At 63.6% G+C, this 21,594-nt stretch carries 23 protein-coding genes; 15 read left to right on the top strand and 8 right to left on the bottom strand.

Going from position 1 to position 21,594, the window contains the following annotated elements:
- Positions 1-6: 6 nt before the first annotated feature.
- The 5 genes from ONR57_RS03400 to ONR57_RS03380 all read right to left on the bottom strand — a co-directional run bounded on the left by ONR57_RS03400 (position 7) and on the right by ONR57_RS03380 (position 4,555).
- Positions 7-906, bottom strand: coding sequence for a sulfurtransferase (locus tag ONR57_RS03400; protein WP_265121488.1), 900 nt, complete (start codon positions 904-906; stop codon positions 7-9).
- Positions 907-1,015: 109 nt separating this feature from the next.
- On the bottom strand, positions 1,016-1,963 hold the full coding sequence (locus tag ONR57_RS03395) for an ABC transporter substrate-binding protein (RefSeq protein ID WP_265121487.1): 948 nt from the start codon (positions 1,961-1,963) through the stop codon (positions 1,016-1,018).
- On the bottom strand, positions 1,960-2,619 hold the full coding sequence (locus ONR57_RS03390; RefSeq protein WP_265121772.1) for a nucleoside triphosphate pyrophosphatase: 660 nt from the start codon (positions 2,617-2,619) through the stop codon (positions 1,960-1,962). Before ONR57_RS03390 ends, ONR57_RS03395 begins: the two co-directional genes overlap by 4 nt.
- Positions 2,620-2,630: 11 nt before the next feature.
- Entirely contained in the window at positions 2,631-2,891 is a 261-nt protein-coding gene (locus tag ONR57_RS03385; RefSeq protein ID WP_265121486.1) for an acyl-CoA carboxylase epsilon subunit, read from the bottom strand.
- Positions 2,888-4,555, bottom strand: coding sequence for an acyl-CoA carboxylase subunit beta (locus ONR57_RS03380; protein WP_265121485.1), 1,668 nt, complete (start codon positions 4,553-4,555; stop codon positions 2,888-2,890). The genes ONR57_RS03385 and ONR57_RS03380 overlap by 4 nt, the downstream gene beginning before the upstream one ends.
- Positions 4,556-4,635: 80 nt before the next feature.
- On the opposite strand from ONR57_RS03380, the gene ONR57_RS03375 reads away from it, so the two are divergent.
- The 4 genes from ONR57_RS03375 to ONR57_RS03360 are packed head-to-tail and all read left to right on the top strand — an operon-like array spanning position 4,636 to position 8,115.
- Complete coding sequence (locus tag ONR57_RS03375; RefSeq protein WP_265121484.1) at positions 4,636-5,478, top strand: biotin--[acetyl-CoA-carboxylase] ligase; 843 nt, start codon at positions 4,636-4,638, stop codon at positions 5,476-5,478.
- 18 nt (positions 5,479-5,496) lie between these two features.
- Entirely contained in the window at positions 5,497-6,039 is a 543-nt protein-coding gene (locus ONR57_RS03370; protein WP_265121483.1) for a PH domain-containing protein, read from the top strand.
- 57 nt (positions 6,040-6,096) lie between these two features.
- Complete coding sequence (locus tag ONR57_RS03365) at positions 6,097-6,780, top strand: response regulator transcription factor (protein ID WP_265121481.1); 684 nt, start codon at positions 6,097-6,099, stop codon at positions 6,778-6,780.
- Between the two features lie 15 nt (positions 6,781-6,795).
- On the top strand, positions 6,796-8,115 hold the full coding sequence (locus tag ONR57_RS03360; RefSeq protein WP_265121480.1) for a HAMP domain-containing sensor histidine kinase: 1,320 nt from the start codon (positions 6,796-6,798) through the stop codon (positions 8,113-8,115).
- Here ONR57_RS03360 and ONR57_RS03355 read toward each other — a convergent pair.
- Positions 8,112-8,654 carry a GtrA family protein gene (locus ONR57_RS03355; RefSeq protein WP_374116391.1) on the bottom strand — a complete coding sequence of 181 codons (543 nt, stop codon included), beginning with the start codon at positions 8,652-8,654 and terminating at the stop codon, positions 8,112-8,114. The genes ONR57_RS03360 and ONR57_RS03355 overlap by 4 nt on opposite strands.
- A 160-nt stretch (positions 8,655-8,814) precedes the next feature.
- Here ONR57_RS03355 and ONR57_RS03350 point away from each other — a divergent pair, with 160 nt between their 5' ends.
- The 8 genes from ONR57_RS03350 to ONR57_RS03315 are packed head-to-tail and all read left to right on the top strand — an operon-like array spanning position 8,815 to position 15,969.
- Positions 8,815-10,059 carry a 5-(carboxyamino)imidazole ribonucleotide synthase gene (locus tag ONR57_RS03350; protein ID WP_265121771.1) on the top strand — a complete coding sequence of 415 codons (1,245 nt, stop codon included), beginning with the start codon at positions 8,815-8,817 and terminating at the stop codon, positions 10,057-10,059.
- A gap of 2 nt (positions 10,060-10,061) precedes the next feature.
- Positions 10,062-10,574, top strand: coding sequence for a 5-(carboxyamino)imidazole ribonucleotide mutase (purE, locus tag ONR57_RS03345; RefSeq protein ID WP_265121477.1), 513 nt, complete (start codon positions 10,062-10,064; stop codon positions 10,572-10,574).
- A gap of 44 nt (positions 10,575-10,618) precedes the next feature.
- Positions 10,619-11,779 (top strand): acyl-CoA dehydrogenase, encoded by a 1,161-nt coding sequence (locus ONR57_RS03340; RefSeq protein ID WP_265121476.1) that lies wholly within the window; start codon positions 10,619-10,621, stop codon positions 11,777-11,779.
- A gap of 17 nt (positions 11,780-11,796) precedes the next feature.
- Complete coding sequence (locus ONR57_RS03335) at positions 11,797-13,014, top strand: sensor histidine kinase (RefSeq protein WP_265121770.1); 1,218 nt, start codon at positions 11,797-11,799, stop codon at positions 13,012-13,014.
- 39 nt (positions 13,015-13,053) lie between these two features.
- Complete coding sequence (locus ONR57_RS03330; RefSeq protein ID WP_265121475.1) at positions 13,054-13,761, top strand: response regulator transcription factor; 708 nt, start codon at positions 13,054-13,056, stop codon at positions 13,759-13,761.
- 52 nt (positions 13,762-13,813) lie between these two features.
- Positions 13,814-14,677, top strand: a complete 864-nt coding sequence (locus ONR57_RS03325) for a rhodanese-related sulfurtransferase (protein WP_265121474.1) — start codon at positions 13,814-13,816, stop codon at positions 14,675-14,677.
- Entirely contained in the window at positions 14,667-15,578 is a 912-nt protein-coding gene (locus tag ONR57_RS03320) for a pseudouridine synthase (protein ID WP_265121473.1), read from the top strand. The genes ONR57_RS03325 and ONR57_RS03320 overlap by 11 nt, the downstream gene beginning before the upstream one ends.
- 10 nt (positions 15,579-15,588) lie before the next feature.
- Positions 15,589-15,969 carry a hypothetical protein gene (locus ONR57_RS03315; protein WP_265121471.1) on the top strand — a complete coding sequence of 127 codons (381 nt, stop codon included), beginning with the start codon at positions 15,589-15,591 and terminating at the stop codon, positions 15,967-15,969.
- A 55-nt stretch (positions 15,970-16,024) separates the two neighbouring features.
- Here the strand turns inward: ONR57_RS03315 and ONR57_RS03310 are convergent, their stop codons facing one another.
- Entirely contained in the window at positions 16,025-16,738 is a 714-nt protein-coding gene (locus tag ONR57_RS03310) for a TIGR03089 family protein (RefSeq protein ID WP_265121470.1), read from the bottom strand.
- 60 nt (positions 16,739-16,798) lie between these two features.
- Positions 16,799-18,274 (bottom strand): LCP family protein, encoded by a 1,476-nt coding sequence (locus ONR57_RS03305; RefSeq protein WP_265121468.1) that lies wholly within the window; start codon positions 18,272-18,274, stop codon positions 16,799-16,801.
- Positions 18,275-18,644: 370 nt separating this feature from the next.
- Between ONR57_RS03305 and rfbD the strand changes: the two genes are divergently transcribed.
- The 3 genes from rfbD to ONR57_RS03290 all read left to right on the top strand — a co-directional run bounded on the left by rfbD (position 18,645) and on the right by ONR57_RS03290 (position 21,591).
- Positions 18,645-19,508, top strand: a complete 864-nt coding sequence (gene rfbD, locus ONR57_RS03300; protein ID WP_265121467.1) for a dTDP-4-dehydrorhamnose reductase — start codon at positions 18,645-18,647, stop codon at positions 19,506-19,508.
- Between the two features lie 51 nt (positions 19,509-19,559).
- A complete protein-coding gene (locus tag ONR57_RS03295) occupies positions 19,560-20,444 on the top strand; it encodes a glycosyltransferase family 2 protein (protein ID WP_265121465.1) in 885 nt (294 codons plus the stop codon).
- A gap of 94 nt (positions 20,445-20,538) precedes the next feature.
- Entirely contained in the window at positions 20,539-21,591 is a 1,053-nt protein-coding gene (locus ONR57_RS03290; protein WP_265121768.1) for an NDP-sugar synthase, read from the top strand.
- Positions 21,592-21,594: the final 3 nt, after the last annotated feature.

Here is a 21,594-nt window from a genome sequence, read left to right as displayed (position 1 = left end):
CCGCCTTCACGATGCTCGGGCGGGCGCGTCGCCAGGATCTTCGCCCTTGACGATCGGCACCCGCACGGTGTTGCCCCACTCGGTCCAGGAACCGTCGTAGTTGCGGACGTTGCCAAAGCCCAACAGGTACGTCAGGACGAACCATGTGTGGCTAGATCGCTCACCGATACGGCAGTAGACGATGGTGTCACCCTCCGGATCGAAGGCGCCGTAGATGCTGTCGAGTTCCGTACGCGATCTGAAGCGGCCATCGGATGCTGCGGCTTTTGCCCACGGAATGCTGGCCGCGGTGGGAATGTGACCGCCGCGCAGCGCGCCTTCCTCTGGGTATTCCGGCATGTGCGTGCGCTCACCCGTGTATTCGGCAGGCGAGCGCACGTCGATGAGCGGGCCTGAACCCAGGTGGAACAGGACTTGCTCGCGGAAGGCGCGGATTTTCGAATCATCACGAGCGACGACGGGGTATTCGGCCGCTGGGAACTGCGGCACCGAGAAACTCATGTCCCGCTCTTCCGCGATCCATGCGTCGCGACCACCGTCGAGCAGCCGAACGTCGGGGTGGCCGAACAGGGTGAAAACCCAGAGGGCATATGCGGCCCACCAGTTCGACTTGTCGCCGTAAATAACGACGGTGTCGTCACGGTTGATGCCTTTCCGGCGCATCAGGTCGGCGAACTGTTGCCCGTCGATGTAATCCCGGGTGACTGGGTCGTTCAGATCCAGGTGCCAGTCGATCTTGATCGCGCCCGGAATGTGGCCAATGTCATAGACCAGTACATCCTCGTCTGACTCGACGACTTTCAGGCCCGGAGCACCGAGATGGGCGGATAGCCATTCGGTAGACACCAGGCGCTCGGGATGTGCGTATGCGGCGAAGGCTGCGTTCTTCTCCGGAGGGACAGGCACGGTGTCAGCTCCTTTGGGGTGCCTATAGAAATGTTGTCACGTCAACGTTAGCGGTTCTTGCCCGCCCACTGCACGATAGCCGCGGGCCGCGGGCCGCGAGCCGTTGCGCCTAGCGCCGCAACACTTCGTCGAGAAGGGAGAGTGACTCGAGCGCTGTGTACACCGATCCGTAGCTGAGATCAGCGGTGACGGCGAAACGGTTCTCCGCAATGGCGGGGATCGTCCCCAGTGCGGGGTGTTCTCGCAGGTAATCAGCATCGACATCGGGATCGTCGCTGGCCACGATCAGCCGCTGGGTGGCGCCGAGTGCGGGTGCAGCGGTGCTGACATCGAGCGGGGACTGAAGGTCCACCCCGAAATGCAGCATATGTGCGCCGGTGTCACGGGCGGCTTGCGCGACGACAGACGGACTGTGACCCAGGTCGGTAAGGGTGTCGTCAGTGTTCAAGCCGACCACCGCGATCGGGTCAGTGAGAGCGTCGGCGTGACGGCGGCGTACCCGCTCAACGCGCTCCCTGTAGCGGCCGAGCACCGTATCAGCCGCCGCCTCGCGACCCAGCCACCCGGCGAGGGTTCGCAGGTTGCTGTCCCATTCTGCGCGCGGATCGACGGGCAGTACCGGCGCCACCGAATCGAGACCGGACGGGAACCAGTAGGGGCTTTCGATGTCCGTGCAAATGACAAGATCGGGCTCAGCGCGCACGAGTTCGACGAGGTCAACCGGCGAGCGCAGCGGTTCGGCCGTCGCCGGGAGCGGTACCCACGGCCGGATGACATGAGAGGTGTAGCCAACCACCGGTAATTCGAGCGCGATCGCGATTTCCAGGTCCTGCCGACTGTCGATCGCGATGACCCGTTCGGGCTGCAGTGGCACCGTCACGCGCCCCCGTGGAGTTGTGACCATGCTGGTCCCGCTGGACCCAGGCACTGGGGCACTCGTCACGTCTCCCGCTGAGGACTGGCTCCCAGCGTCCCGCCCACCGCAGCCGAGCAGCAGAGCACCGCCCCCCGCGGCGAGCGAACCGAAGAAAACACGGCGTGACAGGCCGTCCCTCATACGCTGTGATTCCACAGATCCGACACGCGGATGCCGACTTCATCCAGCAGCGAGCGCACAAGCGGCAGCCCGATACCGATGACCGATGACGGGTCGCCCTCGATCCGGTCGATGAACCAGCCGCCCAGTCCGTCGAGAGTGAATGCTCCTGCGACGTTGAGCGGCTCCCCGGTTGCCAGATATGCGTCGAGGTCCTGAGCGCTCGGGTCGCCAAAATGCACAGTGGTGGTACTGCAGCCGGACGCTTCACCGCTGATGGCGCCGCCGCGCACGTGCACCGCGCAGTGCCCGGTCAGAAGGTCGCCTGTGCGGCCCATCATCTGCGTCCAGCGCTGACGTGTCACGTCGATGGTCAGCGGCTTACCCTGCAACTCGCCCGCGATGAAGAGCATCGAGTCGCAGCCGACCACCACACAGTCGGTGAGTGGTGTTTCCCCGGCCCATTCGGTGCTACCGGCCGTGATCTCCTCCGCGACCGCACGTGCTTTCGCGCGCGCGAGTTCCGTCACCACCTCTTCGGGGTATGCACCGGGGCCGAGATCTTCCGCGAGCGCTTCCTCGTCGATCCCCGAAACGCGAACAAGAGGTTCGACGCCCGCGGCGCGCAAAACAGCGCGCCGCGCCGGTGACGCTGAAGCGAGGACAAAGGGAACCATACGGAGGGCTGTCACTGCCAATGCCGTTGGTTGACAAATGCACCGGGCGGCAGCGGCGGGTTGTGCCGGAGGTTGTCTACCGGGTTGCCCCACATTTCACGCGGGCGTGGATCGTGCCGCGGCTGTGCCGCCGCGGCAGCGGCAGCACCGGCGAACACTGCGACGAGTGCCGCGAGTTCCCCCTCGGTAGGACTGCCGTGTTCGACCCTGAGGAATGGGGCTTCGTTTTCTGGCGCCCCTGCCTCCCGTGCTGCTTCGGCTAACTGGCTCACAGTGGAATATTCCCATGCTTCTTCGGCGGCAAGTTAACGACCTTGCGTTCGAGCAGACGCAGCGCCGTCGCTACCTGCCAGCGGGTATGAGAGGGCGGGATGACCGCGTCGAGGTAGCCGCGTTCTGCAGCCATGTACGGGTTGACGAGCGTGTCCTCGTACTCCTGCTGAAGCTGGAGCCGCAAGGCCTCGACGTCTTCACCATTCTTCGCCGCTTCGAGCAGGCGCCGCCGATACACAAAGCCGACTGCCCCCGAGGCGCCCATGACGGCGATCTGCGCAGTCGGCCAGGCGAGGTTGACGTCCGCCCCCATATGCTTCGAACCCATCACGTCGTAGGCGCCGCCGTATGCCTTGCGTGTGATGATCGTGATCTTTCCGACCGTCGCCTCGCCGTAGGCGTACAGCAGCTTTGCGCCGCGCCGGATGATGCCGTTGAACTCCTGATCGGTGCCGGGCAGGAAGCCGGGAACGTCGACGAGGGTCAGAATGGGAACGTTGAAAGCGTCGCAGGTGCGAACGAACCGGGCAGCCTTTTCGGAAGCGGCGATATCGAGCGTGCCCGCGAATTGGGTTGGCTGGTTCGCGACGATCCCCACGCTGCGGCCTTCTACCCGTGCGAAACCGCACAGGATGTTCATTGCGCGCTGCGCCTGGACTTCGAGGAACTCGCCGTCGTCAACGATGCGCGCGATCACGTCGTGCATGTCGTACGGCTGGTTTGGAGAATCGGGGATGATTGTATCGAGCTCAAGATCCTCAGCTGTGAGCGATTCGTCCGCGCTGCCCATGATGGGGTTCGGTGCCGGGAACCGCGGGGCCTCGCCCCGGTTGTTGCTGGGCAGGAAGCTCAGGAGTTCCTTGACGTAGTCGAGCGCGTCTTCCTCGCTGTTGGCGACGTAGTGCGCCACGCCAGACTTCACCATGTGGGTGTGGGCGCCACCGAGTTCCTCCATCGTGACCTCTTCTCCGGTCACGGTTTTGATCACGTCAGGCCCGGTCACGAACATCTGGGCCTTCTGGTCGACCATCACCACGAAGTCGGTGAGAGCCGGTGAGTAGACGTGGCCACCCGCGGCCGGGCCCATGATCAGCGAAATCTGCGGGATGACGCCGGAGGCACGAACATTGCGATGGAAGATCTCGCCGTACAGGCCGAGCGAAACGACGCCCTCCTGGATGCGCGCACCTGCGCCTTCGTTGATACCGATTAGTGGCCGGCCCGTTTTGATGGCCAGGTCCATGACCTTCACGATTTTCTCGCCGTACACCTCGCCGAGGCTGCCGCCGAACACGGTGACGTCCTGGCTGAACACGCACACCTCGCGACCGTCGATGGTGCCGTAGCCAGTAACGACTCCGTCACCGAGCGGCCGGTTGGCGCCAAGCCCGAAATTTGTCGAGCGGTGCCGGGCGAGAGCATCGAGTTCCACGAAGGAGCCCTCGTCGAGCAACAGTTCGATACGTTCACGAGCGGTGAGCTTGCCTTTGTCGTGAACTTTGGCGATCGCGGCCTCACCTACCGGGTGTCTGGCCTCGTCGAGACGCCGCCGCAGGTCGGCAAGTTTTCCCGCGGTGGTATGAATATCAGTCTCCCCGGCTTCGCCTGGCTGCGCTTCTGGCGTGTCCGGCGAAGTTCGCCCTGGCTCGGTCACACTGGTCATGGCGGCGAGTGTATCGAGAATCTCCGAGAAAGCGGTCACCGAGTACCCATGTCGCGGCACCCCAGTCGTAGTGTGAGGGCATGACAGACCCGCGAAGCGCTCGGCTCAGCGCCGAGAAAATCCGCTCGGCGCTGGCTGCGCAGTCCCGTGCCGCGGCCGCGTTCTGGAGAACCATTGACGTCGTGGACGAAACAGGTTCCACCAATGCGGACTTGCTGTCTCAGGCCCGTGATGCGGACGCAGCGGCGGATCGGGCTGTGCTGCTCGCCGAACAGCAGACCGCCGGGCGCGGGCGGCATCAGCGCAGCTGGGTCACCCGGCCGGGATCCGCGCTCATCATGTCAGTGCTGGTGCATCCGGATCGCGTAGATACGGCTCGCCTCGGGTGGATTCCGTTGCTTACCGGTGTCTCGGTCGCCCGCGCGCTGCGGGAGACCACGGGTGTAGCCGCAGACCTGAAATGGCCCAATGACGTGCTTGTCGGTGAGCGTAAACTCGCGGGAATTCTTGCCGAGGTAGCCACCAAGCCGAAAGGTGGTCCCGGCGTAGTGGTGGGCTTCGGGATCAACGTGGACCTCGCCGCGGCAGACCTTCCAGTCCCCACGGCGACCTCGCTGGCAGTGGAAGGCGTGCCGGGTGTGGACCGCAACCACCTTGCCGCGGCGGTGCTGAAGGAACTTGGCCTTCGGCTTGATCGGTGGGTCGAAGCAGGTGGCAGCGAAACCGAGACCGCAGCGGAGTACGTCGACGCATGTGTGACACTCGGCCAGCTGGTGCGGGTGATACTGCCAAGCGCCGACGAACTTGTTGGCCGCGCGGAGCGGATCGATGCGTCTGGGTGCCTGGTCGTCCGCCCCGTTACAGGCGGTGATCTGATTTCGGTATCAGCTGGTGACGTGACGCACGTGCGCGCCGCGGAGTAGGGACGCAAAATTAGGTTCATGGCCTTTTTCGGGGGACGACCGCATGCGCGTGCCGAGCACGTGCTTGTGCAACGGCACCCGCATTGGAAGATGATGATCGCGCCGGCGTTGTGGATGATCGGATCCACCGCCATAGCCGGTGCACTCATTGGACTGATCGAAGTGGGGGCTCCCGCAGGGATCCGCGGTGGTGCCATCGCCTTGGTTGCCGCGTTGTGGGCGGTGCTCGTCGCTGTGCGGTTCTTCCGTCCCTACGTCAGTTGGTGGCGTACCGTGCTGATCATCACAGATCAGCGCATCGCGGTGCGTGAGGGCTTGTTCGCCCGGCGCGGCTTCGATATTCCGTTGCAGCGTGTGGCGGGGGTGCGTTTTCGGTGCACGTTCTCCGACCGGCTGGCGAAAACGGGGACGCTCATCGTTTCCCCTGTCGGGGAACCGCCCTTCGAATTTGCCCACGTGCCCGGCATCCGGGATACCCATGCGGTGCTGTATGCCCAGGTGTTCGGTACCGGCCCGGCGCCCAAATCCCGGCGATTTTTCGGTCTGTTGAAGGCAAAGTAGCGTGCGGGCCAGGGTGGGAACGCGCCGAGACCCCGCAAAAACTCTAGTGTGGTGTGCGTGAGATCTGTGCTGCTCGCCGAAGATGACGAAGCAATCGCCGCGCCGCTGTCGCGAGCGCTGGAACGCGAAGGCTATCAAGTCCGCATCGCACCAAACGGTGAGGATGCGTTGCATCAGGTGCTTACGGGCACGTGGGACCTGCTGCTTCTCGACCTTGGGCTCCCCGGAATGGACGGGCTCGAGGTGTGCCGTCAGATCCGCTCGAAGAAACTCGACGTGCCCGTACTCATGCTGACTGCGCGGACCGACGAGGTCGACTTCGTCGTGGGTCTGGATGCTGGTGCGGACGATTATGTCGGGAAGCCCTTCCGCCTAGCTGAACTTCTCGCGCGGGTTCGTGCCCTGTTGCGCCGCCACGGCGGCCCCAGTGACGAGGCATCTATCGAGATCGGCGGACTGCTGCTGGACAAGCCAGCCCGCCGCGTTCTGCTCGACGGCAAGGAGCTCTCGCTCGCGAACAAAGAGTACGAACTCCTCAAGCTGCTGATGGAACACGCTGGGGAAGTGGTTTCCCGTGACCAGATCCAGCGTGAAGTGTGGGGAGATGTCGACCTCCGCGGGTCGAAGACGCTGGATATGCACATGTCCTGGCTGCGCCGCAAAATTGGTGATGAGGGACGCGAACTCAGCCGCCGGATTTCCACGGTCCGCGGTGTCGGTTTTCGGTTCAATGCCGATTGATCGCCGGGCTGACCGGTGAATCGCCGCATTTTGCTGTCCACAGTGGCGGTAGTGGTCGTGGTTGCGATGCTGCTTGGTGTGCCACTCATGCTCAGCGCCTGGCGGATCGTCGAGGAACTCACACGGGAGGATATGAAGGGCCGCCTGGACCAGATGGCCAGTGAAGTCCTGCGGCAGCAAGGGCAGGAGGGCCTCATCCAGCCCCGGCTCGATACGGAACCGCTTCGGCTCGTGGTTCCGCCGGGCGGAAGGCTTGAAGTCATCTACCCCACGCCGCTGGACAGTGCGTCCCGAGCTTCAGTCGGTGAACCGTACGTCGACCAGGCGATCGTCGAGTCACTCTCGCTCGGGGTCTCCGGGTCGCTGCGGCTGGAAATGCCCCCGCACGAAATGCGCGCCGCGCAATGGCAAGCGGTGGCGGTCGTGGGGGGTTTGGTCGTGCTGTCTATCGGGGCGGGTTCGGTGGTCGCGCAGCTGACGGCACGACGGCTGTCGGACCCGCTGAGTGACGTCGCGGCGCGCGCAGCCCGCCTCGGCGCCGGTGACTTCCGCCCGGATCCGCGCCGCCACTCCATTCCTGAACTGGACCGGGTATCTGAAGTTCTCGATTCCGCAAGCGTGGAGATCTCGGAGCGCCTGCAGCGCGAGCGTGCCCTCGTCGGCGATGTATCCCATCAGTTGCGCAGTCGCCTCACCGCGATCCGCCTTCGCCTCGATGAGTTAGCCGGTCATGAGGACGCGTATGTCGTGGCTGAAGCGACTGAGGCGCTCGGCCAGGTCGATCGGCTTTCGCAAGCCGTTGACGACCTCGTCCGGGCCTCACGTGACCAGAATCTGACCGATTCCGCGCCGATTGACGTGGTCGAGGAACTGGGCAAGCTGCTGTCGGACTGGGAGGCGCCTTTCCGCAAGCAGCGGCGCCGCCTGACGCTGGAAGGCAACGCAGGCGTGACGGCGCGCGCGACGCCTTCGCGACTGCGGGAAGCGGTGTCGGTGCTTATCGACAACGCGCTCAAGCACGGTGCTGGGACGTGCTCGATACGTGTCCGCAACGTCGGATCGACTGGGGACAGACGCGAAATGGTCGTGGTGGAAGTCGCCGATCACGGCGCGGGTATTCCTGATGCGATCGCGCCGCGGATTTTCGAGCGAGGTTTCTCCGGGGGCGGTTCATCTGGTGTGGGCCTCGCGCTCGCCCGGGCTCTCGTGGAGGCTGACGGAGGGCGGATGGAACTGCAGCAGCGCAAACCTGCCGTGTTCGCGCTATTCGTGGAATCGGGCTCGGAAAACCAGCACGGCCGCGCAATCCCACCTCTGCTGGGTGAGCCCCGCTAGGCGTGTCCGAGCTCTTCTTCGTACAAATCCTCGGGAGTGGGGAGAATAAGCACGGACCCGGCCGCTGCGCCTCGGACGAATTCGTCCGGAAAGACCCATTTGCGCATTGCCCAAAAACGAAACAACATTTGCAGAATGTTGCCGATGAGGTAGGCGCTGATGAAGTCGGCGATGTTTTCCGTCGTCAGTGAGACGTTCGGGACCCGCAGTTCCAGTATGTAGGACGAGATCCACAACGGAATGAACGCGATGATGACGCCGATGCCGCTGACCACGAAGAACAGGAACGCCTCGTGTGAGCGCTCGCGCCCGCCGCGATTCTTGAAAGACCACTCCCGGTTAAGTACGTAAGAAAGAATGACTGCCATCACGCCCGCGATGATCTTTGCGGTTACCGGATTGCTGGCAAGGATTGTCAGTTTCAGGGAGTAGAAGATCGCCATGTCGAAAACAAACGTCGTACCGCCCACGATGGCGAATTTGATGAATTCGCGGTGCTGGATCGCGAAACCCCGAAACGGGGGCGGAAATCGCGAGATTACGACGTCGGCTAAGGACACAAGGTCGCAGTCTACTGAAGCGACAGCACCGAGATCTGCATTCGGTGGGTGACATCACCAATTTACGTTCCGGCGAGGTCTTCTGTCACCATAGAGAATCGTGGTAACAGACCAGTTCAGCCAGCTTCCCGCGGAGATTATGTACCAGCGCCGCGGTGCGCAGCTTCCAGCTGTTGCGATGGTGGGGGGCGGCCAGCTCGCTCGAATGACTCACCAGGCCGCGATCGCGCTGGGACAGTCGCTGCGCGTGTTGTCCGCGTCACCGGACGAATCTGCCGCGCTCGTGTGCCATGACATCGTTCTCGGCCGTCACGACGACCTCGACGCGTTGCGTCGCGCGGCTGACGGTGCCGCGGTACTGACGTTCGACCACGAGCATGTGCCGCCGCGGTACCTCGAAACATTGCTCGCCGAGGGTGTCAATGTGCAGCCGCCACCCTCGGCGCTCATTCACGCGCAGGACAAACTAGTTATGCGGGAGCGGCTGGCGAGCCTTGGCGCGCCTGTCCCGCCGTTCAGCGCGGTGCGCACGGTCAGCGATGTTCACGCGTTCGCCGTTGAGCACGGTTTTCCCGTCGTCATCAAAGCAACGCGCGGCGGATATGACGGTAAAGGCGTATGGATCGCGGACACTGCGGCAGAGGCAGATCGCATCGTCACTGTCCAGCTCGAAGCTGGGACAGAGCTGCTGGTCGAAGAAAAGGTCGAGATGCGGCGCGAGCTTTCGGCTATGGTGGCGCACTCGCCGTATGGGCAAGGCGCGACCTGGCCCGTAGTGGAGACAGTGCAGCGCAACGGTGTGTGCGCCGTTGTCCTCGCGCCTGCGCCACAGCTCAGCGCTGACCTCGCGGCGCAAGCCCAGCAGCTTGCTCTTACTATCGCTGAAGAACTCGGCGTCACCGGTTGTCTCGCTGTTGAACTGTTCGAAACGACTGACGGGCGCATCCTCGTCAACGAACTCGCGATGCGGCCCCACAACTCGGGGCACTGGTCGATGGATGGAGCACGGACCTCACAGTTCGAACAGCACGTCCGCGCGGTGCTCGACTACCCACTCGGGGACACCACGCCGATTGCGCCGCTCACGGTGATGGCCAACGTCCTGGGTGCACCGACAACTCCGCACATCAGTATGGATGAACGCGTGCACCACTTGTGCGCACGCATGCCAGACGTAAAGATCCACCTCTACGGCAAAGGGGAACGCCCGGGCCGCAAACTCGGGCACGTTAACGTGCTCGGCGCGCCAGACGGGTCGCCCGACGATACCGATTACGTCCAGTCGGTTCGCCGCCGCGCAGAACTTGCGGCGCATTGGCTTTCACACGGTGTCTGGGCCGACGGGTGGGATCCGCATACGGCAGCACACAGTGAGGAGCAGTGACGGTGTCAGAAACGACCGCAGGTCCCCAGGTGGGCCTCATCATGGGCAGTGATTCGGACTGGCCAGTCATGCAAGCTGCCGCCGAAGCGCTCGCGGAGTTCAGCGTGCCATTCGAAGTCGGTGTCGTCTCCGCGCATCGCACTCCCCAGCGGATGCTCGATTATGCGGCTAACGCGGCAGGGCGTGGCATCAAGGTAATCATTGCGGGAGCCGGGGGAGCCGCTCATCTGCCCGGGATGGTCGCATCCGCGACCGCGTTGCCGGTGATCGGTGTCCCTGTGCCGCTGAAGTATCTCGACGGCATGGACTCGCTGCTTTCGATCGTCCAGATGCCCGCCGGCGTTCCAGTGGCCACAGTCTCGGTCGGTGGCGCGCGCAACGCTGGGCTGCTCGCGGTGCGCATTCTCGGGGCGTCTGACCAGAAGCTGCGCAGCGCGATGGAGACGTTCCAGCGGGGGCTAGCGGAACTGGTGCTGGAGAAGGATGACGCCTTGCGGCGCAAGCTGCTGGGCTAGTATCCACACCAGACGCCAACGCAGCAACCCAGGGAGGGCGGCCAATGTCTGGTAACCCCGAATTCGATCTTTTCAAGCTTGCTGACGAGCACAACGAACTACGTGCCGCGATCCGGTCGCTGTGCGAGAAGGAAATCGCCCCGCACGCAGCGGAGGTTGACGAGAAAGAGCGCTTCCCGGAAGAGGCCTTGGCGGCACTCAATGCCTCCGGTTTCAGCGCGGTTCACGTGCCTGAGCAGTACGACGGTCAGGGCGCAGATTCGGTGGCCACGTGCATCGTGATCGAAGAGGTAGCGCGCGTATGTGCGTCCTCCTCGCTGATCCCCGCAGTGAACAAACTGGGCACAATGGGCCTCATCCTCAGCGGCTCGGAAGAGCTAAAACAGCAAGTGCTGCCGGCGGTCGCGTCCGGGGAAGCTATGGCATCGTATGCCCTCTCAGAACGCGAGGCTGGTTCGGATGCGGCGTCCATGCGTACACGCGCACGTGAAGATGGTGATGACTGGATCCTGAACGGGTCGAAATGCTGGATCACTAACGGCGGCAAATCCACCTGGTACACCGTGATGGCGGTGACCGATGCGGACCGCGGTTCCAGTGGGATCTCAGCGTTCATGGTCCACAAAGACGATGACGGGTTCATCGTCGGTCCGAAGGAAAAGAAGCTCGGCATCAAGGGCTCGCCGACCGCGGAACTGTACTTTGAGAACTGCCGCATCCCCGGCGACCGGATCATCGGCGAACCGGGTACCGGTTTCAAAACCGCGCTGGAAACCCTCGACCACACGCGCCCGACGATTGGTGCGCAGGCGGTGGGAATTGCTCAGGGCGCGCTGGACGCGGCGCTCGCATATGTGAAGGATCGTAAGCAGTTTGGGACGCCGATCAGCGGTTTCCAGGGTGTGCAGTTCATGCTCGCCGACATGGCGATGAAGCTCGAAGCCGCCCGTCTGATGGTTTACCACGCTGCAGCCAGGGCAGAGCGGGGCGAGCATAACCTCGGGTTCATTTCGAGCGCCTCGAAGTGTTTCGCGTCCGACGTCGCCATGGAGGTGACGACTGACGCGGTGCAACTGTTCGGCGGGGCGGGCTATACCCGAGATTTCCCCGTCGAACGGATGATGCGGGACGCGAAGATCACCCAGATCTACGAGGGCACCAACCAGATTCAGCGCGTCGTCATGGCACGCTCGCTGCTGCGCTGAAAGGCCCGTTTGTGACGATGTCGCCTCCGGCGGTGACACGCACCGGTCTGGGCGCCGACGGCTCGCTGGCTTCGCGCTGGTTCGCATGGTCGCGCAGGAACGCGGCCCGGATCGATGCGGCTCTTGCCGCTGTGGTGACAATGCTGGGCCTGCTCGGCTCGCTCACCACCGAAGAGGGCTTGGTCGCTGTCGTTCTCGCGGTGGGAACCACCGTACCCATCGCGTGGCGACGATCCCGCCCCGCGTTATCAGGCTTCACTATCGCAGTATTCGCTTACGCGCAGCTCCTGCTCATCGGACAACCGCAGTTGGCCACGATAGGGGTCCTGTTTGCTGCGTACGGGCTGGCTGCCTATGCGCACGCATGGGCAGCGCGACTCGGATTGGTCCTTGGCGCGCTCGGTATGGGTATGTACGGCTACATATCCACATACGAGGGAGCGGCACCACAAGCGCGTGCGGCAAACGTCTTGTTCGCGGTCGTGCTGATCACGGTGGTGTGGACGTTCGGTATGATCAGGCGTTTCCGGATGAGTGAGGTCGCGGGACTGACGGAGCGAGCCCGACTGCTCGAACTCGAGCGTGAGCAAGAAATGAAACTCGCAGCGATCTCCGAACGCACCCGCATCGCCCGGGAAATGCACGACATTGTCGCGCATTCGCTGACTGTCGTGATTGCCCAGGCCGACGGCGGCAGGTATGCCGCCGCGGCACATCCCGATGCCGCTGCCGAAGCACTCAGCCAGATTTCAGCGACCGGGAGGCAGGCGCTGTCCGACATGCGAGCGCTCCTCGCGGTCCTCCGCGAAAGTGATCAGCGCGATCTCGCCAGCGCTCCCGGGATTAACGACATCGAAACGCTCATCGAAGATGTCCGCCGCAGCGGCGTCACCATAACGCTGCGGCAGAACGGCGAACCACGAGAGATATCGACTGGCGCGGGGCTGACGGCGTACCGGATCGTACAGGAGTCACTCACGAACGTGCTAAAGCATGTTGGGCCGATGGCGACGGCCAGCGTCACCCTCGAGTGGGGCGCGAATGCCCTGGCTATCGCAATCATTGACGATGGACGGGGGCTTGCCGGAATACTCCCGAAACATGACTCAGCGGGCCAAGGCGTCATCGGCATGCAGGAACGCGCGCAGCTGTATGGCGGATCGCTGCACGCGCGGCCACACGACGCGGGGGGTTTCGAAGTGCGCGCCGTATTGCCCTACAACCCGAGCCGGTGACACAAACCGGGAGTATCGGCAATAGGGTAGGTTGATGCGGTGACCGGGGATCAGATACGTGTCGCGCTCATCGACGATCAGCAACTAGTGCGCGCTGGTTTCCGCATGGTGATCGATTCGCAGCCGGACATGGCCGTGGTGATCGAGGCTTCCGACGGCGAGCAGGCGATTCAAGAAATCACCAGAGTGTGCTGCGACATCGTCCTGATGGACGTGCAAATGCCCCGGCTCAACGGTATCGACGCTACCCGGCAGCTCACCGGACGGGGGGAGACACCGCGCGTCATTGTTCTCACCACATTCGACAACGACGAGTACGTCATGAACGCGATCAGTGCTGGAGCGAGTGGATTCCTCTTGAAGGACGCCGATCCGGAGGAACTACTCAGCGCAATACGCACCGTTTACGAGGGCGACGCCGTGATGGCGCCGATCGCCACACGAAAGCTGTTGCGCCATGTCGGCCCGATTCTCCGCGGCGGGCCTAACGGGGACGATCAACCTGGCAAACCTGCACTGCCGCCCGACCTCACGCCGCGCGAACTGGAAATCCTGACCGCGATGGCGCAGGGACTATCGAATACTGAGATTTCCGAGGAGTTTTTCGTCTCCGAAGCGACTGTCAAGACGCATGTCGGCCGTGTGCTCGCGAAAACACAGTCCAGGGACCGAGTGCAGGCGGTAATCCTCGCCTTTCAGACCGGACTCGTGCGACCCGAAGATGTGCTGGCCCGGCGGGAACAGTGATTACACACCCGCGAATGTGCATTTCATCGAGGCTGCACGGCACAATAGGCCAGTGTCAATCCCGAAGGTCGTGCTGTTCTATGTGTTCACACCACTCCCGGATCCTGAAGCGATCCGGCTGTGGCAGCGTACGCTGTGCGAGGCCAATGATCTGAAGGGCCGCATCATCATCTCGGCGCACGGTATCAACGTCACCGTAGGCGGTGAGCTCGCGCAGGTGAAACGATACGTCCGTGAAACGCGCAGTTACGCGCCGTTTCGAGAAGCGGACATCAAATGGTCCGACGGAGCGGGTGACGATTTCCCGCGCCTCAGTGTCAAAGTCCGGCCGGAAATCGTGACCTTCGGCGCACCGGATGAGATCAAGGTCGACGAGAACGGCGTTATCGGCGGCGGGACCCATCTCAGCCCGGAGCAAGTGCACAACCTTGTTGACGAGCGGGGCGACGAGGTCGTGTTCTTTGACGGCCGGAACGCCCTTGAAGCAGCCGTGGGGCGGTTCCGGGACGCGGTCGTCACCGATGCGGCGGCGACACGTGATTTCCTCAGTGAAATCGAAAGCGGCAAATACGATCACCTGAAGGACAAGCCCGTCGTCACCTACTGCACAGGTGGGGTCCGCTGCGAAGTGCTGTCGGTTCTCATGCGCAACCGGGGGTTCAACGAGGTGTATCAAATCGATGGCGGCATTGTGCGCTACGGCGAGAAATATCGGGACGACGGCCTGTGGGAGGGTGCGCTTTATGTCTTCGATTCGCGGATGACAACGACCTTCTCACCAGCAGCGAAGACCCTGGGACAGTGCACGCTATGCGGCGCTGCTACATCACGTTTTGAGAATTACCCCGATGCGCTGGGGCGAGACCTCACATTGGTGTGTGAGGGTTGTTCACACACCACCTCTGATGCGGGCTGACGGCGGTCCGCCCCTGCCCGTGCGGGATGGGCTCGGGCCGGCCCGGGTGCGCATCGAGCCGGGTTCGCAAGCGACAACGATGTTTGAGTACCTCACTGAACGTTTTCCCGGCACTGGTGAGTTTTGGGTTGGCGAGTCGAGCCGCGGACACGTCGTGGACCAGCATGGCCGAGAACTCTCAGCAGCCACGCCCTATCGGCCCGGCAGGATCGTCTACTACTATCGAGAACCTGCCCCGGAACCGCGGGTGCCTTTCGAACTCACAGTGCTTCACCGGGACGAGAACCTAGTGGCAGTCGACAAACCGCATTTTCTCGCGACCATACCGCGCGGACAGCACGTAGTTGAAACTGCGCTGGTGCGTGCCCGGCGGCAAACCGGCAATATGAACCTCTCTCCGGCGCATCGCCTCGACCGCATGACGGCTGGTGTGCTCGTCTTCGTCGCCCAGCCCACGCTGCGGCAGGCCTACCAAGAGTTGTTTGCGCAGCGCGCGGTGACGAAGACATATGAAGCAATCGCGCTACACGATCCCGCTGTCGCCACGCCCGTGACAGTTCGCAGCCGTATCGTGAAGCAGTCCGGCGTCATGGTGGCACGGGAAGTGCCAGGTGAACCGAACAGTGAAACCCACATCGACCTCGCGGAAGTACGTGACCGGTACGCGCGCTACGCATTGCGCCCCGTCACCGGAAAAACACATCAGCTGCGGCTGCACATGGCCTCTCTCGGTCTGCCCATCCGCGGTGACAACTACTACCCGGCCTACCGGCCTGCGGCCCGAGACGATTTCGGTGATCCGCTGCGGCTTCTCGCGCGAGAAATCGCTTTTACCGACCCCGTCACGGGTGAGCCGCGCCGCTTCCGCAGTTCACAGGACTTGGAGTTTCCTGGCGGATAGGCTGACGCGCGTGGCTGAAGATAGCTCATTTGCTGCACGCGTGCGCGCGGCTGCGCGGAGCAGCTGGCAGTCAACATTCGTGACTGTCGCTGCGCTGCTCTACGCCCGGCTGTGGGGCGCAAGCATCGAGTTTGAGCCCACACTCCGGCTCTTTCTCGCCACCGGCATGAGTCACGGATTCGCGAGGGCAGGCACAACGGTCGGTGGAGTCTTCCTCACCCGGCGGTATCCGTCGGACAAACTCATCCGGCACGAGTCAGTACACGCGGATCAGTGGGCGCGCTACGGCGTAGCCTTCCCGATCCGGTACTGGCTCGAGGAATTGCGAAACCCTCGGGAGCTCAACCGGTTCGAAGTCGACGCGGGCCTCGCGGAAGGCGGCTACATCTGAGCGGGCGTTGCCGTGCAACCTTGGATATGGAGAACGGGCAGGCTCGCAGCCCTCGTCAGGGCAGGCCGAGAGTGCCAGTGACCTTCTCCGTCTCGATACGCCGATCAAGAACGGCGGCGTCGAGATTACGTACCTGCACTAGCGATGCGCCCGCCGCGAGGATTGCGACGAAACCAGTGATTGTGCTATCAGCATCACTCCAGTTGAGCGCTGAAAGGACACGATCCCCACTCGACCACTCTTGGCCGGCGCATACCAGCCTCGCCCTCGTGAGAACGTCGTCCTTCGTTAGCCCAGCGAATACTGGACCGGCGTTCGATTCGTAGGACCGGAACTGATCACCATGCACGCGCACCGACGTCGCATAGTCCGTCGCACCGGCCGGGAGGACATCTGCGGCGCGACCGAATGGATCGAGCGAGAGCACGACGAGTTCGCGCCCAGCTTCAACAGACTCCGCGAGCTCGCTTGTCACGAATGTGACGTCAGCGTCGTCGTCGGCGCCGAGCATGACCTCACAGCCCGCCCACCAGGCTCCAAGCAGCACCGCGGCAGTTTGCCAGTGTGCGGGCAGCGCTACCGATACCCGGTCACCTGGGGTGAGCATGAATTCGTCTCGCAAGAAGTTCGCGGTTTTCGCCGCCCAGTTCGTCAGTGTGACACCGGACAGTTCCACACGCTCGCCGGTGCTGTCGTCGTAGTAGGTGATCCGGGGGGTAGCCGGATCCGCGGCGAGTATCGGGCTGAGCAGATCGTCTGTAAGTGTCATCAAGCGGGATCTTACCCCCGGCCGAGGACGTGGAGGAGTCTGTGCTGGTGGCACCTGAAATCAATCGATACAGGGCGGTCCTTGGTTATCGGCAGTCATCGGCGGTGGCGGCGCATCACCGTCGATGACCAGCTGCTCACCAGGTTCATGCGGATCGAGCGGTGCCGCAGCACCCGGGCCGTCGTAGCGCGTCGTCAGCACGACCTGGAGGTGGTTCTTTTCGAGCGAGAGATCTTGTTCGATAGGCAGCCCGCCGAGGTGCTCCGAGATAGCCTGCGCTGTCTTGCTGGACGGGTCGGCAGCAATAACCTTGCTTTCCGGTGTGGGCCGGCCACGCCAATTACCCACTTCCCCGAGTGCGAACCCAACGCGCTCCAGTTCGTCGGAGACGCGGGTCGCAAGACCCTCGAGCAGGCTTGCATTCGCCACGCTCACGGTTACCGCGGAAGCGTCGAAGCCAAAGTCGGGCAGCTCCTCTTCCTCGGGTTCTGGCGCTGGCTCAACGACTTCAGCGATCCGCATGCGCACTTCTTCAGGATCGAGTTCGACGACACTCTGGGTGCCGTCGGTGCTCCATGAGTTCATGCTGACGACAGGAACTGTCTCGAAGTGCACGTCGCCGACCGCAAGACCCTGGAATTGCTTGGCGAACCCCAGAATGTCCCACTCGGAGTCGAGAACCACTGATCGCTGAATGGCCTGGGAGAGCCGATTGAGTGCAGCCGGGTTGGTGAGCACCTGCGTGCTCAGCACCCGTTGCGCCAGCGACGCCATGAACACCTGCTGTCGGTGAATGCGACCGATATCAAGGCCCGGCAGGCCTTCTCGCTGCCGGACGAAACTCAGCGCATCAGCGCCATCGAGAGTTTGTCTGCCAGCAGGGAAGTTGGCGCCGGATTTGGGCTCGTTGACAGCGTTGTTGAGGCACACCTCTACGCCACCGACTGCATCGGTCAGCAGGATGAAACCGAGCAACCCTACCTCGGCGTAGTGGTCGACAGTGATGCCCGTGAGATCTGTGACGGTGTTGACCAGTGCCTCTCGGCCGGCAGCGGTCGCGAGTGGCTCCGCATCCTCTCGCGACATCCCCTCCCGCTCGACGAGGCGCACGAGTTCCTGGAAGCGCGTCGATCCGAAGACGCTATTGATCTTGACCATCCGGTTTGACGGCCAGTCGGTTCCGGGAACGTTATCGGGCAATTCGACGTAGGAGTCGCGCGGAATCGAGAACGCCGCGGCGCCGGCGCCGTCTTCCGGAATGCGAATGAGGATGATGGTGTCAGTATTCGTGCCGTCAACGTCACCCGCGCGCAGTTGCTCGAGTTCCTCGTCGGAGAGTTCTTCCCCGTGCGCGTCGGTGCGGCTGTCAATGCCCACCAGAAGTATGTCGATGGCGCCGTCCTCGTCGCCACCAAGATTGAGCCCCGCAGCCGTGGCCAGCCGCGATGAAAAGGAATCGTACTGTTTCCACGCAAATCCCGTTATCAGCAGGACAGACACCGAAAGTAGCGTCACTGCGATTTGCGCGTGACGCACAAACGGGGGCTTTTGCCTGCGTTGCTGCGGAGAAGCACTGCGCCGCGCACTTCGGGGGGAAGGCTGTTGGGGATCGGCCTTCGGGCGCCTTGTGCGCTGATACTCACGCGCGCGGGGGCTGCCGTCACGGGGCGTGCGGCCCCGCTGCTGTGACGGGTCCCGATCGGGCACGGTGAGTGTCCTTTCCTTGTCTTCGAAACCGGCTGGCTAAGGCGGCTGAACTAGCCTCACACACTAGCGATCGGCACAGGCATTTCGGTGGCGGCACTCCGGGGCGGGCCGTGACGTGTAACACTGTGAATTTCAGAGTGGGGCCGCCGACCGTTTCCTCGAACGTGTGCGCGCCCGTTAGTGAGGGCGGGAGAGTGCTGTGCGCGTTGTCGTGACTGGGGCGGGAGGCCAGCTCGGTCGGCAGATCGTCGCGCGCGGACCGGCCGCGGGGGCTGACATCGTTGGGTATACCGCAGCTGGACTCGACGTTACCGACGCGGCCGCGACGAATGACACAATCGCCCAGGCGCACGGCGATGTCGTGATCAACTGCGCCGCCTATACTGCGGTCGACCGAGCGGAAAGCGAGGAGGAGCGCGCCGCGGCTATCAATACCGTTGGTGCGGCGAACGTGGCGGCCGCGTGCGCTGCGACCGGCACACATCTGATCCACGTCTCCACCGACTACGTGTTTGGCGGCGCTGCCGAACAGCCGTACGAACCCGATGCACCCACCTCGCCCGCTACCGCGTACGGTCGCACAAAACTCGCTGGTGAACATGCGGTGCGAGCGGCCGCTCCCACCGCGCAGATCGTGCGTACATCGTGGGTGTTCACCGGTGAGCCAGCAGACTTCGTGGGGACCATGATCAGGCTCGCCGGTGAGCGCGATTTTCTCGATGTCGTTGACGATCAAGTTGGGTCGCCGACGTATTCGGGAGATTTGGCGGCCGGTTTGCTGCAGCTGGCCGCAGCACCGCACGCGCGCGCGATTACCGCGCTCCACGCCACCAACGCGGGGACCGCGACGTGGTTCTCGCTAGCGCAAGCGGTATTCAGCGAAATTGGCGCGGATCCAGCGAGGATTCGTCCATGCACGACGGCAGCGTTCCCGCGGCCGGCGCCGCGCCCCCACTTCTCAGTGCTGTCGGATCGAGCATGGCGAGGCGCCGGTCTTTCGCCGCTGCGGCACTGGCGTGACGCACTACACGCCGCCCTCGCCGATCGGCGTACTGGGACCTAACAGGTTACGCGGGTCACGGCGTTTCGGCGCCTCGCCCGCTACAGTGGCCGCGTGACTTCCCGACTCGCCGTAGTGACCGTGACATACTCACCAGGTCCGCACCTCGACGCGTTCCTCTCGACGCTCGCGGTTGCCACCAAAGAGCGACCTGAGGTGATTCTCGCCGACAACGGCTCGACGGACGGCGCGCCGGAAGCAGCCGCCGAAAAGTATCAGGCGGTCCGGCTGCTGCGGACCGGCGCGAACATCGGATACGGCGGGGCAGTCAACCGCGCGGTCGCCGAACTCGATCCGGCGGTCGAGTTCATCGTCGTCGCGAACCCAGACATTCGCTGGAGCATGGGCGCGATCGACGTGTTGCTGGCCGCGGCCGGCCGGTGGCCACGGGCGGGTTCGCTGGGGCCCCTGATCCGCAACGTCGACGGCTCCGTGTATCCATCGGCGCGTCAGGTTCCGACCCTGTTTTCCGGAGGCGCGCACGCGGTACTGGGCTCGGTCTGGCCTCGCAACCCGTGGACGCTGCGATACCGGCAGGAGAACGAGCGCATCACGGAACGGGCGGTCGGGTGGCTGTCCGGATCGTGTCTCCTGCTGCGCCGTGCGGCCTTTGATTCAGTGGGCGGCTTCGACTCGCGATATTTCATGTACATGGAAGATGTTGATCTTGGTGACCGTTTAGGCAAAGAAGGCTGGCTCAACGTTTACGTTCCGGGCGCTGAAGTGACTCATGCAAAAGGACACGCCGCGGGCCGCCACCCCGAGATAATGCTGCCAGCGCATCACGAGAGCGCCTACCGTTTCCAGGCGGATCGCCACCCGCACTGGTGGCAGGCACCGTTGCGTGCGGCGCTGCGCGGCGGTCTGAAGGCGCGGTCCAGGCTCGCGGTCGCAGCGGCGCTGCGTGACCAGCAGGGCAGTCGAAAGGAAGTGAGCTGAAGTGGTCGGGCAGATTTTCCGGTTTGGCGCGACACCGTCGGCCGCGAGCGAAGAACCTGAGAAGGATTTTTCGCTCGCTCAAGGCACCGACGCGGTGATTCTCGTCGGCGGCAAGGGCACTCGTCTGCGGCCGCTCACACTGTCGGCGCCGAAACCGATGCTGCCGACCGCCGGGTTGCCGTTCCTCCAGCACCTGCTCTCCCGTATCAAGGCCGCCGGTATCACACACGTCGTCCTCGGGACATCGTTCCGGGCAGAAGTGTTCGAGCAGTACTTCGGTGACGGGTCGGACTTCGGGCTCGAAATTGATTATGTGATGGAGGATGAACCGCTGGGGACGGGTGGCGGCATACGGAACGTTTTGCCCAAACTGCGTGGCGACACCGCTCTGGTGTTCAACGGTGACGTGCTGGGCGGAACCGACCCGCTCGCTGTGCTTCGCACCCACCGTGAGAAGGCCGCCGACGTCACACTGCACCTCGTGCGCGTCGGCGACCCGCGCGCGTTCGGCTGCGTGCCGACAGACGCGGACGGCCGGGTCACAGCCTTCCTGGAAAAGACGCAGGACCCGCCGACCGACCAGATCAATGCTGGCTGTTACGTCTTCAAACGCGAGATCATCGAGCAGATCCCACCCGGCCGCGCCGTGTCAGTGGAGCGTGAGGTCTTCCCGCGTTTGCTTGCCGAGGACGCCAAGGTTTTCGCTCACGTCGACGCCGCGTACTGGCGGGATATGGGCACGCCTGAGGACTTCGTGCGTGGTTCCGCGGACTTGGTGCGTGGCATCGCGCCGTCAGCCGCACTCAATGGGCAGAGTGGGGAGTATCTCGTGCACGAGGGAGCCGGTGTCGCCCCCGGTGCGCTGTTGATGGGTGGTTCGGTGATCGGCCGTGGTGCCGAGGTGGGGGCAGGCGCACGCATTGACGGTGCAGTACTGTTCGACGGCGCGAAGGTCGAAGCCGGTGCCGTCGTTGAGCGTTCGATCATCGGGTTTGGGGTGCGCGTTGGCCCGCGCGCGCTTATTCGCGACGCGGTGGTCGGCGACGGTGCGCAGATCGGTGCCCGCTGTGAATTGCTCAATGGCGCACGCGTGTGGCCGGGTGTCGTTATTCCGGATGGAGGCTTGCGGTTCTCTACCGATGTCTAACCT

Origin of the sequence: Hoyosella sp. YIM 151337 (assembly GCF_026041215.1) — a bacterium.
Taxonomy (GTDB): Bacteria; Actinomycetota; Actinomycetes; order Mycobacteriales; family Mycobacteriaceae; genus Hoyosella.
Note: the sequence above shows the minus strand (reverse complement) of the source record. Positions and strands in the feature narration are given on the sequence as shown.